Below are 14,587 nucleotides of genomic sequence, written 5' to 3'. Positions count from 1 at the left end.
GACTCAAATAAAGCGACTTGAATAAATCGGCTTGGACAAGTCGACAGACCGGTTAAGGAGAACTGATTAAATGAAAAAAACTTGGAACATCATCAAAAAAGTGATCGTGTGGATGATCGTCGTGTTCTCAGTGGGAATGATGGCATTCACGATCATTTCCGTCACGACATTCGACCGCGCGGACCGCAGCGTGTTCGGCTACAGCGTATTCATCGTACTGTCCGACTCCATGAAAGCGACAGACTTCGATGCAGGCGACCTGGTAATCATCAAACAGACCGACCCGAGCACACTCAAGGAAGGCGACATCATCTCGTTCCAGTCGCCGGACGAAGCCAACTACGGCGAGATCGTGACACATAAGATACGCGAAGTGACCACCGACGAAGACGGCAACCCCGGCTTCGTGACATACGGAACCACCACCGATTCGAACGACCAGGGCATCGTTACATACAATCTGGTCATCGGTAAATACAAAGGTCACATACCGAACGTCGGAACATTCTTCCAGTTCCTGAAGACCGTTCCCGGATACTTTATCTGCATATTCACACCATTCTTCATACTGATACTCGTACAGGCGCGAAACAGCATCAAGCTTTTCCGCAAGTACAAGAAAGAACAGGTGGAAGAGATACAGAAGGAAAAGAAAGAGCTCGAGGAGGAGCGCCTGAAATCACAGGAAATGATGGCACAGCTGATGCGCATGCAGCAGCAGATGGGCCAGAACGGCGGCACGGTATCGCCGGAACTGATGCAGCAGTACATACAGCAGCAACAGCAGGCTCAGCCGCAGATGCCGCAGCAGGCAGCCCAGCCTCAGCCGGGCGTTCAGCAAGGCACTCAGCAGAACCATCAGCCGGAGACCAGGACTTATGCAAATCCGCAGGCTTCCGCTCCGCAAGGCGTCCAGCATGATGCAAATATGCAGCATACGGTGCAGCCTCAGACTCCGGTTCAGCCGAGAGTCCAGGCAGAGCCTTCTAATGCAAAGCCGCAGCGTACTGCAGATCCGCAGGTTCAGATGAGCCAGCAGAGCAGAACATACGCTCAGCAGTCTCAGCAGATGCAGCCGCAGGCTCGACCGGCACAAGCACCGGCACAGCCGCAGGCACAGGCAACTCCACAGTACACACAGCAGGCTGCTCGACGGGCACAGGCAGCGCGTCCGACGCAGTCAGACGTGCAGTATACACAGCCTTCACGCCACAGTCAGATGCCGCAGCAGGACATGAGTCAGCGATATCAGCAGACCCGCACGGCACAGAACACTGCACCGCGTACTCAGCAGGCCAGACCGCAGGCGGCACATACTGCGCAGCGCAGCAGCTTCGACATCAGGTCGATCGTCGGTGATCAGCCTGACGATCAGGATAAATAAGATATATAAAAGCGCAATGCTTTATATGAAATAACAGGGAATGATCCGATAATACAGGTCAGCGTTTGTTCGCAGTGGAGCTTTGCCGGATTATCCCACCTCTCCTGCATATAGTAATGTATAGAATTTTGTACAGGGGGGGGGTAATAAAGGCCGTTTTGAGAAAGGAAAAGAAAAGTATGAACGAGAGCACAAAAACGAAAAAAGCGCTCCGCGGCAGTCTCCTTGCATTATTCTTATGCATCGTGCTGCTGATCGGAACAACATTCGCATGGTTCACAGACACCGCAAGCACAGGCGTGAACAAGATCCAGGCGGGTAACTTGGATGTAGAGCTGGAATACAGTACAGATTGCAGCACTTGGAAGACTGCAAACCAGAATACTCAGATGTTTAATGACGACACTCTTTGGGAACCGGGGCACACAGAGGTTGTATATCTCCGTGTGAAGAATGCTGGAAATCTGGCACTGAAATACAATATAGCTACAAACTCTTATGATATGGAAAGAGGAAAAAATGCTGCTGGTGATTTCTTCTACATCGACAAGTATCTGAAGATTGGTACAGCGCAGACGGATACTGCTTTTGCAAACCGCGAAGCAGCGATTGCAGCAATCGCTGATACAGAGAAGACAATAGCAAAAGAAACTCCGATCAGTAAAGATTGGACTGTTCTGAAGGCTGGCGAAAAGAGTGCACCAACTGCGGTTGTTCTCTATATGCCGACTACAGTTGGTAATGAAGCGAACAATGTTCAGTCTTGGCGTAAGCCTTCACTGAAAGGACTGGGACTGGTTGTAAATGCAACTCAGGCAACTGTGGAATCTGATAGCTTCAATAATACATATGATGAAAACGCTGCAACGACTCTTTCAACAGTAAGTTACAGTTCTGGACAGCATAACATTACTGGAAAAATTCAGGCAAATGGCGGCTTTGGTGCAGTTCAGGCTGAGGGAAGTGCTCAGTTTACCATTAATGCTGACGTATATGCCGTGTACAATAATGGCGGTGCCATGGCTGTTGAAGCTGGTGGAACCAGTAGGGTTATCATCAATGGAGGAGACTTCCGTCAGGTAGGAGTTCCGAAAGATGATCCAATATGCGATTTGATTTATGCAACGGATAAATCGACGATTGAAATCAATGGTGGAACCTTTAAGGCGGTTACACCGGATAATACCCTTAATGTTAAGGACACAGACAGAGGAAAAGCGAAAATCATCGTTAACGGTGGTAGATTCTACAAATACGATCCATCCAATCCTGCGATGGGACCAAATGAAGTATTCCTTGGAGCCGGATGTAAAGTAACCCAGGATGGCGACTGGTATGTTGTCAGCAAATAAAAGCGAAGCAATATAAGCTTTATGTATTTCCGCTCACTGGCAAGTGAGCGGAAAGTAAAGGGCATTCTATTGATGCATATGATATGTGATACAATGCTCTTTACTTTCCGAATTGGAATTAAGGCAGTAATGGGATTTGGAGCGATCATATTAATTCAATCATTGAAAAGCAGAAAGGAAATGGAGCAATGAACGAGAGTACAAAAACTAAAAAAGCGCTCCGCGGCAGCCTCTTTGCATTATTCTTATGCATCGTGCTGCTGATAGGAACGACATTCGCATGGTTCACAGACACTGCAAGCACAGGCGTGAACAAGATCCAGTCAGGGAACTTGGATGTGCAGTTACTGTATTCGACAGATGGAACTACCTGGAATAATGCGGAAGGAAAGACGCTGAAATTTTTACAGAAGCAGGCAGATGAAACTGTAGCTGAAGGTGAAAACATCCTTTGGGAACCGGGATGTACCTACAAACTGCCGCAGATTAAAGTTGTGAATAACGGCAACCTGGCGCTGAAGTACACCATGAAGGTAACTGGAGTAGAAGGTGATCAGAAGCTGAATGAAGTCATTGACTGGACTATTGATGGTAAAGCATTGACAGATTTTGATGACAGTTTGACCGCTGGACAACCTTCGAATGCGATGACTATTCAGGGACATATGCAGGAATCCGCAGGTAATGAATATCAGGGCCTGTCGATTGATGGTATCAGCATTACTGTATATGCAACGCAGGATACGGTAGAAAGCGACAGCTTCAATAATCAGTATGATAAAGACGCTCGTGTAGACGCAAATAGTGTAGCCGCAATCAGTGATGCTATGAAAAAAGCTGGATCGGTGATCAATGTAAACGAAAGTGTTGCTCCGGAGAGAACTTTAATCGCTGAAAAGAAAGACATTACACTCAATATGAATGGCAAAACGATTGCTAATACTAGTGATATTTGGGATGTAGCCCCAAACAACTGGTCGCTGGTTTCTGCACAGAATGGCTCGAGTCTGACAATCGACGGTAACGGTACATTCAAGGCAAAGGCTAACGACTGCTATGCTGTAGATGTACAGGACGGAAGTACTGTAGTTATCAAAAATGGTACATTTGTAGGAAATATTCATGCTGTATATGTTTATGAAGGAACTGCAATCATTGAAGGCGGTACATACTCCGTACAGCAGAAATACCCAGATGCAGCCAAGGCAGATGAATTCGTATTGAACTGTTATGATGCAAACCGCGCTAATGGAACTGCCAAGATCATAGTTAAGGGCGGTACTTTCATCAACTTTAACCCGGCAGACTGTCAGGCAGAAGGTAAAGATACTAACTTCTTGGCATCTGGCTACACAGTAAAATCTGAAGTAAAGGGCAATGACACTTACTACACAGTAGTAAAAGCCAACTAGTTATTGAGATTTAAGTACTATTTATTTAAATCTTCCGCTCACCGTCCGGTGAGCGGAAAGTAAAGGGCATTCTATTGATGCATATGATATGTGATACAGTGCTCTTTACTTTCCGAATTGGAATTAAGGCAGTAATGGGATTTGGAGCGATCATATTAATTCAATCATTGAGAAGCAGAAAGGAAATGGAGCAATGAACGAAAGCACAAAGACTAAAAAAGCGTTGCGAGGCAGTCTCTTTGCGTTATTCTTATGCATAGTACTGCTGATCGGAACGACATTCGCATGGTTCACGGACACTGCAAGCACAGGTGTGAACAAAATCCAGGCGGGAAATCTGGATGTGCAGTTACTGTATTCGACAGATGATGGAACTACTTGGAATGATGCAGAAGGACAGACGCTGAAGTTTTTACAGAAACAAGCAAATGGAAGTTTAGTCGAAAATGCAGATATCCTTTGGGAACCGGGATGTACTTATAAACTACCGAAGATTAAAGTTGTGAATAACGGTAACCTGGCGCTGAAGTACAAACTGGAAGTGACAGGTATCGAGGGCGATAAGAAGCTGAACGAAGTTATTAACTGGACTATTGATGGTGGCGAATTAGATGCTGAAAAATCACTGACTGCTAAAGCAGAATCAGCTGCGATGACTATTCAGGGACATATGCAGGAATCCGCAGGGAATGAATATCAGGGACTGTCCATCGAAGGTATCAGCATTACTGTTTACGCAACGCAGGATACAGTAGAGAATGACAGCTTCAACAATACATATGATAAGAGTGCGACTTATCCAGTGAAGTCAGTTGCTGAGCTGAAAGAATCACTGAGTAATGGTGGTACTGTTTCTGTAACAAAGGATATCAAGACTAATAATAGTGAAGATACTGCAGATGCTCGTATAATCATTTCGAACCCGACGACACTGAATCTGGATGCAAAAATCATCAGCCCGGATAACATGGGAAATAACGGCAAAAATTTCTGCGCATTGATTGTTGATGCAGATACTACGATTAATGCAACTAAAAACGGTGGTATAGACACAGGTGTGAATGGTGGATACGGAATCAACGTTCGCAATGGTGCTAACCTGATTATCAATAATGGATACTATTACGGCGGTGGCACTGCAGTTCAGGTACAGGAAGGTACGCTGACAATCAATGGCGGGACATTTGCATGTGAGCCGTTTGGTGATCCGTATGGATACAATTTCCTGATCAACTGCGTTGACGCCGCTTACAAAAATGGAACTGCAAAAGTTATCATAAAGGGTGGTACATTCATTAACTTCGACCCTTCCAATAACTCTGCGGAAGGAGCTGGGACTAACTTCGTAGCAGATGGTTACAAAGTAGTTAAAGAAGCAAAAGGTGAAGATACTTACTACACAGTAGTAAAAGCCAACTAATTATTGATATTTAAATATTATTTATTTAAATCTTCCGCTCACCGGCTGGTGAGCGGAAAGTAAAGGACATGCTATCGCGTGACAGAGCAGACCGATACGGTGCCCTTTACTTTCCGAATAGGAAAACGGTATTGTCGGATTTTAGATATGTCAAATTGATTTACAAGTAAGAATCAGAGAGGAAATGGAGCAATGAACGAAAGTACAAAGACTAAAAAAGCGCTTCACGGTAGCCTCCTTGCATTAGTCTTATGCATAGTGCTGCTGATCGGAACGACATTCGCATGGTTCACAGACACTGCAAGTACAGGTGTGAACAAGATCCAGTCAGGCACACTCAAAGTGGGCCTGGAATACAAAGTGGGAGATCAATGGCAAGATGCAACGGGGCAGACACTTACCTTCAAAACTGCGGATAACAGAGCGGCAGATAAGATACTGTGGGAGCCAGGCTGTACATATGAACTGCCGGCACTTCGTGTTGTCAACAAGGGAAATCTGGCACTTAAATATAAAATCAAGATAAATGGTATTCAGGGTGATGAGAGGCTGAATGAAGTCATCGACTGGACTATCAGCGATACTGCTCTTGATGCGGATCATAAACTTGCAGCAAAGGCAACTTCTGATGAGCTTGTAATAAAGGGACATATGCAGGAATCAGCCGGGAATGAATACCAGGACAAGTCAATTGATGGAATCAGCATCACCGTTTACGCAACGCAGGATACAGTAGAAAATGACAGCTTCAATAATAGATATGATGAAAATGCAGGCTATCCGATTGCAAAGTATTCTGATATGAAGGATGCATTTGCTAGTGGTGGCGCTATTGCGATAAATGATAACATCACTGCAGATGAGACGAAAACGACAGCAGCTGATCGCGTAATTGTTAAGGAGCCAACTACATTATATTTAGGAGCTACTTATACAGTTCCGGGAAGCCTGGAGGATTCGAATAACTGGGCAGCATTATATGTAACGAAAGATCTTACGATCAATGCATCGAGCAATGGCGGAATCAACTGTCTGGATAAGACTGATGCAAGCGCATCATACATAGGCGGTCCATATGTCGCTCACATTGCAGGTGAAGGCATCACGGTCACTGTTAATGGCGGTAATTATTATGGCGGAGGTACGATTTTCAATGTTCAGCAGGGTACATTGGTTGTAAATGATGGTTTCTTCCAGGTTGCACCGGATATTGGTACACATGATTACAGGTATGTATTAAACTGTGTTGATGCGAATTACGAAAATGGTACAGCAAAAATTATTGTCAAAGGCGGTACATATGTGAACTTCGATCCTTCAAACAATACTGCAGAAGGTGCAGGAACAAACTTCGTGGCAGATGCTTACAAAGTAGTATCCGAAGCTCATGGATCAGATACATGGTACACGGTAGTTCCGAAATAGTGACAAATACAGAGAGCATATGTTAATTTAATTTTATTAACAAGTTGTTGAGTGAAAAATAAGGGGATAGAGGGTTCAGGAGATACAATAAAAAATCAATTAAAAATCAGAAAGGAAAATGGAGCAATGAACGAGAGTACAAAGACTAAAAAAGCGCTCCGTGGCAGCCTCTTTGCATTATTCTTATGCATCGTACTGCTGATCGGAACAACATTCGCATGGTTCACAGACACTGCAAGTACAGGTGTGAACAAGATCCAGTCAGGTAATCTGGATGTGCAGTTACTGTATTCGACAGATGGAACTACATGGAATAATGCGGAAGGAAAGACGCTGAAATTTTTACAGAAGCAGGCAGATGAAACTGTAGCTGAAGGTGAAAACATCCTTTGGGAACCGGGATGTACTTACAAATTGCCACAGATCAAGGTTGTGAATAATGGTAATCTTGCACTGAAGTACAAAGTAAAAGTGACTGGCATCGAAGGCGATAAAGAGCTGAATAAAGTAATCGACTGGACGATGAATGGTGTTGATATTAGTACAGAACAGCATCTTAAGGCAGGAGCTAAATCTGAGCCTATGACTCTCCAGGGACACATGCAGGAATCAGCAGGCAATGAATATCAGGGACTGACTATCGAAGGCATCAGCATCACAGTATACGCAACGCAGGATACAGTAGAAAATGACAGCATTGATAATCAGTACGATAAGGATGCTCAGTACACTGAAACGATCGCTGCTGGTAAAACATTCAAAAGTGGAACGCACACTCTTGATACTGGTATAACAGCAACGAATGCAAATGCTATTGCAGTAAAAGCAACAGGTGCAAATACTAATGTTACTATCACTGCAGGTACATTCGATGGCGGCTCTGGTGGAAATAACCAGTGTATACATGTAGCAGATGGTGCAACAGTTACAATTAAAGGTGGCACATTTACAGTTGGAAGCGATGCCAAAGGTGGAGGAAACTCTGTTATCGAAAGTAATGGCGGCAACATCATTATTGAGGGAGGATTCTTCCAGACAGACTATAATTGGAGAGGGTTCTACTATGTCCTGAATCAGCAGAACAACAACCCTGGAACTATCACTGTCAAGGGTGGTACATTCGTAAACTACGATCCGAGCAAGGGTGATGACAATAATGGCGGCAACTTCGTAGCTAGTGGCTATAAAGTTACTTCAGAAACAAAGGCAAACGGTGACGTTTGGTACACAGTAGTTCCTAAATAATAAAGCTTACTAAACGCTATCCGGCGTTCAACTTTCCACCCGCCGTCAGGCGGGCGGAGATCAAAGGGCACGGGCATGCCGCGGCTGGCGGCTTTACATAAAAGGGAAGACCCTTGAGCGGGTGCCTTTTGATTTCTGAATAGAAAGAAACCGCAGTGTTTTGGAACACGATTCACTGAAAAATATTATCAAAGATTCAACAGAAGGAGATTCGGATATGACTCGGAGCAGTATCACGAAAAAAGCTCTTTTCATAAGTACGTGCGCGTTGCTGTTCAGCATGCTGATGATGGCGGGCAGCACATTTGCATGGTTCACCGACAGCGTCAGCACCGGCAGCAACAAGATCACGACCGGCAGCCTGAAGGTCGAGCTTTTGCATACGAATGCTAAAGTTACGAAGGAAGAAGCTGTAACGCAGAGCACGCTGCTGTTCACGGACAAGAACGGCGAGGCGATAAGCTGGGAGCCGGGCGCGGTGGCTTATGAAAATTTCACAGTAAAGAATGCAGGCGATCTGGCGCTGAACTACAGGCTTGCGCTCGATCTGAACAATGCGAATACTATCAAAGGGACTAACAAGTCGCTGAAGGATGTGCTGAAGGTCAAGGTTTTAGATCGGGCAGTGACGGCTAATGATTTGAAGGAAGACAGTCTCAAGAATGACCAGGGTTTTAAGGCTGTAGCCGGCAATCAGCTGAATATTTTGGAAAAGGCTGCAGGTAACGGCACGCAGAAGCTTGCTAAGAGCACGTCAAGCGCTGTATACGGGGTGATCCTGTACTGGCAGCCAAACTCAGATACAGACTACGAATACAACCTTGCGAACTATCCGGACAAGGATTCGGATGGAAAATCTGTAGACAAGACCAGCGACGGCAAGGACAGGCTTTCGATCGATCTGGGTATCAGCCTCGGCGCAACGCAGGCGATGGAGGAGTCGGACAGCAGCGGAAATGATTATGACAGGGAAGCGACATATCCGGCAGGGAATGCTTCGGAACTGCAGACTGCTTTGGAAAAGGCTTCTGACGGCGATACCATCGAATTGACTGGGAACATTGCGCTGAATGGAGACTTGACTGTAAATAAAAATGTTACGATCAAGAGCGTCGGCGGTGCGGTAATCTCAGGCGGAGCTATCAAGATCGGCTCAGGCAGCAATGTAACGCTGAAAAACATCACGTTCAGATCACCGAGGACATCGGATAATAAAGGCGTCAGCCTGAAAGCTGAGAATTATTCCGGTGATCTGGCCGTGGACGGATGTCGATTTGAAGAACCGCAGTGGTCGAGCATCGAGATAGATGCAAAAGCAGATGCGTCCATAAGCATCACGAACTGCACCTTTACAGTACCGGAAGCATCAGGCTCGGCAGGGCATCAATACGACAGCGAAAAATGCAAGATCCAGAATGCCGACGCTAGAGCTGCGGCATCAGACCAGAAGCTCGCTGCAGGCGCACACCGCGTGCTTTGCATAAAAGGCGCAGAGACGAAAGAGCTTGTGCTGACTGGAAACACATTCACCGGCCTGAAAAACTGCGATGCAGCTGCGGCAGTTGAGATCAGCGGGATAGCTGATGCGAATATGAGTTTTGATAAAAATACGTTTGACCAGGATGGAAAAATTTCTATCGATAATAACGCTAAACTGACTGGGTTTTCGAAAAAATAACGAGAGGACGTGTGACCGTTGAAAAGACGACAGAACAATTTGATAAACAGCAAAAATACGGAGGAACGCTCGATCCTGCGAATGCTTTGCCCGTCTCTTCTGGGGATCATGGTCTGCCTGATCTGCCTCGCGGGGATGTCCTGGGCGTGGTTCACGGCAGGCGTGCAGTCGCAGTCCACGATAACTGCGAAGAGCTACACTCTTAACGAGACCGTGAAAGTGAAGACAGACGGCACTTCCGGCAATTCCGCCGATGCGGCAAATACCGGTACACTAAAAAAAGAGTCAGACGGCACTTATACGCTGGCTGCAAATACGCAGTATGTAGTGACGCTGAATCCGTCAGCAGCACCTAAAAACGGCGGTTACTGCATATTGAAAATGACTTATGCAGGCGACGGTGGTGCAAATATTGAAGAGAAGTACTGCACAGTGGCACTGACATCAGATAATGAATTCAATTTTACGATCAATAATGGGAGTAAAGCTGTAAAGTGCCAGCTGATAGCAGCCTGGGGAGCTCCGAATGCTGCGAGCTTTGCAGGCAGACAGGCATATGGAAGTGGCGGTACTATAACCTTGAATGGCGGTGCGAAGACTGACAGTTCTTCCGATCAGAACACGGACAGCAATACCGTTGCAGAACCGTCGACCGCAGGCAGCAGCGGAACTTCCGGAAATGGCAGCTCCGATCAGAACACCACGAATAGTAAAAACAGCCAGCAGTCGACCGACAAGAACACCGACAGCAGCGGTAGCAATACCGATGCCGACAGCAACAAGAGCCAGTCCGGCACAGAATAAGACCTACAAAGATCAACATCAAAACACAGCAAAACAAACACCCGCTGTCGACTATATCAAAACGTCGGCAGCGGGTATTTAAAATTGCCCCCTGCATTACCGGGTGCAAAATGGATTTAGAAAATATAAGGGAACTGGGAAGTAGAGATTTTGCACTAATTCAATCACTGAAATTGTGGAAAAGGAGAAGAAGTAATGAACGAAAGCACGAAAACTAAAAAAGCGCTTCGCGGCAGTCTCTTTGCATTATTCTTATGCATAGTGCTGCTGATCGGAACGACATTCGCATGGTTCACAGACACTGCGAGCACAGGAGTGAACAAGATCCAGGCAGGTAATCTGAAGGTAGGATTCGAGTACTGGAATGGGGAAAAGTATGTTGATGCAAAAAATGCTACGCTTTTCTCGGAAGATACCCTCTGGGAGCCGGGACACACAGAAGTAGTATACTTGAAAGTCAGCAACAAGGGAAATCTGGCACTGAAATATCGCCTGAATACGATCAATACCTGGGAGTGGAAGAATGCTGTAAACAGTGCCGGCGAAACTATCCTGCTGTCAAAGTATCTTGAGATAGGTATCGCAGAAGGTAAGAATGCTGCAGAAGGCACATATGCAACACGTGAAGAAGCTGCAGCAGCTGCTGCAAATAATATGGTGCCATATGATTCTTATACGAAAGAAAATAAATTACTGCCTGCAGGAGAAAATGCTGAATCAGCCGATTATCTGGCATTCGTAGTTCGTATGCCTGAAACTGTCGGAAATGAGGCAAACTCAGTCAATGGAAATTCTCCGGCGATCCGATTCAATTTAGCCTTGACTGCAACACAGGCAAGTCATGAAAGTGACAGCTTCAATAATAAGTATGATGAAAATGTACCATACCCGATTATTGGAGAAGATGTACCTGGCACCGGCACGGCCTTATATAATGAATTACAGAAGCAAAACCCTGACATCCTGCTTGGAGGAGATGCAAGTCGTTATTACGGATGGTTTGTAAATTATAAGACAGCGATCGATCTGAATGGCAATACATTGTCGAAAACCGGCAGTCAGCCATTGTTCGATGTTGAAAATAATGGGGACTTGACTATTAAAGGAAAAGGTACGGTAGATGCCTCTAAGGCATCAGATGGTGCTACTGCAGTCACAGTAGAGTCTGGCGGAAAGGTAACAATAGAAGACGGAACATTTATTGGTAAAGCAGGAAACAGCTGTATTTATGATGCCGGTGGTACCATCATCATCAAAGGCGGTTTATTCAAGTGTGAAGGTCCGGATAATAATGGCAAATATTATGTACTGAACCAGAATAATAAAACTCACGGCACGATAACTGTAACAGGCGGCACGTTCGTGAACTATGATCCAAGTACCGGAGATGATAACCTCGGTGGAAGTTTCGTACCGCAAGGCTATAAGGTAGTTTCTGAAACGAAGGCAAACGGCGACATCTGGTATACAGTTGTGGCAGAATAGCCGCTATTACATCATATGCCATGTTTTGCAGACAAAAATTATATTTAAAAGCTGAAACAAATATACCCGCTGTCGACTGCAGTAAAACGTCGACAGCGGGTGTTTTCTATAAATAAAGATACAGTTTTAATTGAAGTCTCTGCAGTAGCACTGATATATTCTGACTTTTATTCAACTTTGATATATTTCTCAGTTCATTCAGTGCATATGTCGGAACTGTCCTGGATTTGTCAACTATTTAAGTTTTCCGGGCTTTTTTGCTGAATTTCATCCCATATCTTTATGCACCGGAGAGCCTATTATAGGGTCCGGAGAGCACCTTTTTGCCATTTTTTTATGGGATGGATTCGTCTATATAAAAACGTGAAAAACGTTGAAATTTCAATAAAAAAGAGACCTGAAACAGGTCTCTGAATTCTGGCGGAGGACACGGGACTCGAACCCGCGGGGCTGTTACACCTTACTCGCTTTCCAGGCGAGCTCCTTAGCCACTCGGTCAATCCTCCGTATTTATTGTTATGACTGCAGCCTGCCGAAAGCCTGCAGTTTTTATATTTCTGCGCTAGCGACCGCATATCAGTCGGCAACGCAAGATACCTATATAATATAACAAAAAAAGGTGAGGTATGCAAGGAGATTCTTGATTTAGCGTCATTGCTAATTTAGCGGTGTCGTCATTGATCTGTCTGATCTGCATGCTGCCCATTTCGTCAAAAATGCGGCGGCAGATCTTTTATGTGATTGCGCATATTTTTCTATTGTGGACTTTGTGCATCGAGTTTGTCACAGCTGTTTCAGCCGAAAGTACATGATATAGCAGGTGTCATGGCTGAAAAAAGGAAATTATATGCTTGCAAAATCAAGTGAGAGTTTTGTCATCGTCATGTAAAATGCGTAGCTATGGTTTGAGTTTACAATTTTCAGCCACGTCAGCCCATGAATGAACGGTGTATGGCTGAAATTATCCCACGGTCTGCAAGTTAGTTGTGGGTACCCCGGACTATAAGCATATTGCAAAGACTCCGATTTCCAGTTTTCCGCCATTTGCATAATGCAGACATGGATTTATGGCTGAAACAGCTGTGTCAGAGCTCAGAGCTTGCAGTCTGGCAGAACGATCGAGTTACCAGATGAACATTTTTTTAGTTTATAAGAGCCTTACAGAAATTTATATTGACAGAACAATACGGGGGGAGTATTAAAATGCAATGTTCAGATATTAAATCAGAGGTAGCATATAAGGTGGGAAAAAGAGATCCTTTGGAAAGGAAAGACATACCTGCAACTGCAGTCAAAATGCATATAGATGTTGCAGAAATAATGAAACAAAATGATCGTTATGACACAGAGCAGGAACAGCAGGAAACGCCTGAACAGACTGCTCTGCCAGGGATAACAGAGGAACCTGAAACCGGAGACCTGCATGAGAAGCATGAAGCTAAAGATGAATCGAAAGAGTAAAATGCACTGAGTAGGGCGCTCGATTTTATGTCCATATTGCTAAAAGACGAATGACAATACTTATATATCTGAAAAATCCAGGAACGCGCATACTTTACATAAAAACCAGTCCCCAAATTCACATCTACATGTACCTCCCCAAAATCCCTATTGACATCCTGGTAAAAAAAGGATATTATTGACATGGGATAATTTGGAAAATATCTGCGCGCCGTCATCCGGGCATGCAGATAATGGATCAAAGGGGGTAATCTACGATGCATAAAAGAGATGGTTTTTGCGTACGGGGAAGACAGCGCAAGGTGTTGGATTTGATTTTTACGTTTATCACGGTAGCGATTATTGTTATTTCAGGGGTGGCTCTGCTGGGGCAGCTGGCGGGTCTTCATCTGTACAGCGTGGAGAGTGGGAGCATGACTCCGGAGTATCCGGTGGACTCGCTGATAATAGTGCGGGAAGTCGAGCCGGAAAGCATACAGCCGGGGGATGTCATAACTTTCGTGGCCAATGCAGACGGAATGGTAGTGACACATCGGGTGGTATCGGCAGATCCTGTCCAGCAGACTTTTACAACAAAGGGCGATGCCAATGATGTCAACGATGCGGTGCCGGTGCTCTGGAAGAACACTGTGGGTAAAGTGGTATTCGGGATACCGCTGCTGGGCGGACCTTTTTCGGTAGTGAGTGCTAAGGGCTGTCGATGGCTCATGACAGGCATTGCAGCAGTTTTCCTGTTGCTGTCGCTGGGCCGCAGTTTTTACAGGGATCGGAAAGAAAACAAAGGTGCAGCGGAAAGCGATACATGAGTTATCGGATCGAATGAGCCGACGCCCTGTCGCTATGTGCTGTGTCCTGTCACCGTGTGGCCACGCATATTGCGAAAACCGCCGATTTATGGTATATTTTTGAAGTAACTATATT

Annotated in this window: 11 protein-coding genes and 1 tRNA gene; 11 read left to right on the top strand and 1 reads right to left on the bottom strand. The window is 45.3% G+C overall.

Features of this window, described 5'->3' with window-relative positions; translation table 11 throughout:
• Nucleotides 1-70: 70 nt before the first annotated feature.
• From OCV59_RS01655 to OCV59_RS01615, 9 genes are all read left to right on the top strand, one after another.
• The gene (locus tag OCV59_RS01655) at nt 71-1,384 is read left to right on the top strand and encodes a signal peptidase I (protein ID WP_147592589.1); all 1,314 of its coding nucleotides are present in this window, start codon (nt 71-73) and stop codon (nt 1,382-1,384) included.
• Nucleotides 1,385-1,563: 179 nt separating this feature from the next.
• Complete coding sequence (locus OCV59_RS01650; protein ID WP_262584042.1) at nt 1,564-2,736, top strand: SipW-dependent-type signal peptide-containing protein; 1,173 nt, start codon at nt 1,564-1,566, stop codon at nt 2,734-2,736.
• Nucleotides 2,737-2,924: 188 nt separating this feature from the next.
• Nucleotides 2,925-4,148, top strand: coding sequence for a SipW-dependent-type signal peptide-containing protein (locus OCV59_RS01645; RefSeq protein ID WP_147592587.1), 1,224 nt, complete (start codon nt 2,925-2,927; stop codon nt 4,146-4,148).
• A 193-nt stretch (nt 4,149-4,341) separates the two neighbouring features.
• The gene (locus OCV59_RS01640; RefSeq protein ID WP_147592586.1) at nt 4,342-5,568 is read left to right on the top strand and encodes a SipW-dependent-type signal peptide-containing protein; all 1,227 of its coding nucleotides are present in this window, start codon (nt 4,342-4,344) and stop codon (nt 5,566-5,568) included.
• Between the two features lie 192 nt (nt 5,569-5,760).
• Nucleotides 5,761-6,993 (top strand): SipW-dependent-type signal peptide-containing protein, encoded by a 1,233-nt coding sequence (locus tag OCV59_RS01635; protein WP_147592585.1) that lies wholly within the window; start codon nt 5,761-5,763, stop codon nt 6,991-6,993.
• 126 nt (nt 6,994-7,119) lie between these two features.
• Complete coding sequence (locus OCV59_RS01630; protein ID WP_147592584.1) at nt 7,120-8,238, top strand: SipW-dependent-type signal peptide-containing protein; 1,119 nt, start codon at nt 7,120-7,122, stop codon at nt 8,236-8,238.
• A gap of 217 nt (nt 8,239-8,455) precedes the next feature.
• A complete protein-coding gene (locus tag OCV59_RS01625) occupies nt 8,456-9,916 on the top strand; it encodes a SipW-dependent-type signal peptide-containing protein (protein ID WP_147592583.1) in 1,461 nt (486 codons plus the stop codon).
• Nucleotides 9,917-9,934: 18 nt separating this feature from the next.
• The gene (locus OCV59_RS01620) at nt 9,935-10,720 is read left to right on the top strand and encodes a hypothetical protein (protein ID WP_147592582.1); all 786 of its coding nucleotides are present in this window, start codon (nt 9,935-9,937) and stop codon (nt 10,718-10,720) included.
• 195 nt (nt 10,721-10,915) lie between these two features.
• On the top strand, nt 10,916-12,205 hold the full coding sequence (locus OCV59_RS01615; protein WP_147592581.1) for a SipW-dependent-type signal peptide-containing protein: 1,290 nt from the start codon (nt 10,916-10,918) through the stop codon (nt 12,203-12,205).
• Between the two features lie 418 nt (nt 12,206-12,623).
• On the opposite strand, the gene OCV59_RS01610 is transcribed toward OCV59_RS01615, so the two are convergent.
• Nucleotides 12,624-12,711: transfer RNA gene (locus OCV59_RS01610), tRNA-Ser, on the bottom strand.
• Nucleotides 12,712-13,408: 697 nt separating this feature from the next.
• On the opposite strand from OCV59_RS01610, the gene OCV59_RS01605 reads away from it, so the two are divergent.
• Both OCV59_RS01605 and OCV59_RS01600 read left to right on the top strand, forming a co-directional pair.
• Nucleotides 13,409-13,666 (top strand): hypothetical protein, encoded by a 258-nt coding sequence (locus tag OCV59_RS01605; RefSeq protein WP_147592580.1) that lies wholly within the window; start codon nt 13,409-13,411, stop codon nt 13,664-13,666.
• 311 nt (nt 13,667-13,977) lie between these two features.
• Nucleotides 13,978-14,472 (top strand): signal peptidase I, encoded by a 495-nt coding sequence (locus OCV59_RS01600; RefSeq protein ID WP_262584040.1) that lies wholly within the window; start codon nt 13,978-13,980, stop codon nt 14,470-14,472.
• The last annotated feature ends 115 nt before the right edge of the window (nt 14,473-14,587 follow it).

This window comes from Brotomerdimonas butyrica, from assembly GCF_025567305.1.
GTDB classification, from domain to species: Bacteria; Bacillota; Clostridia; order Peptostreptococcales; family Anaerovoracaceae; genus Lentihominibacter; species Lentihominibacter butyricus.
This window is presented reverse-complemented; position numbering and strand designations above follow the sequence as displayed.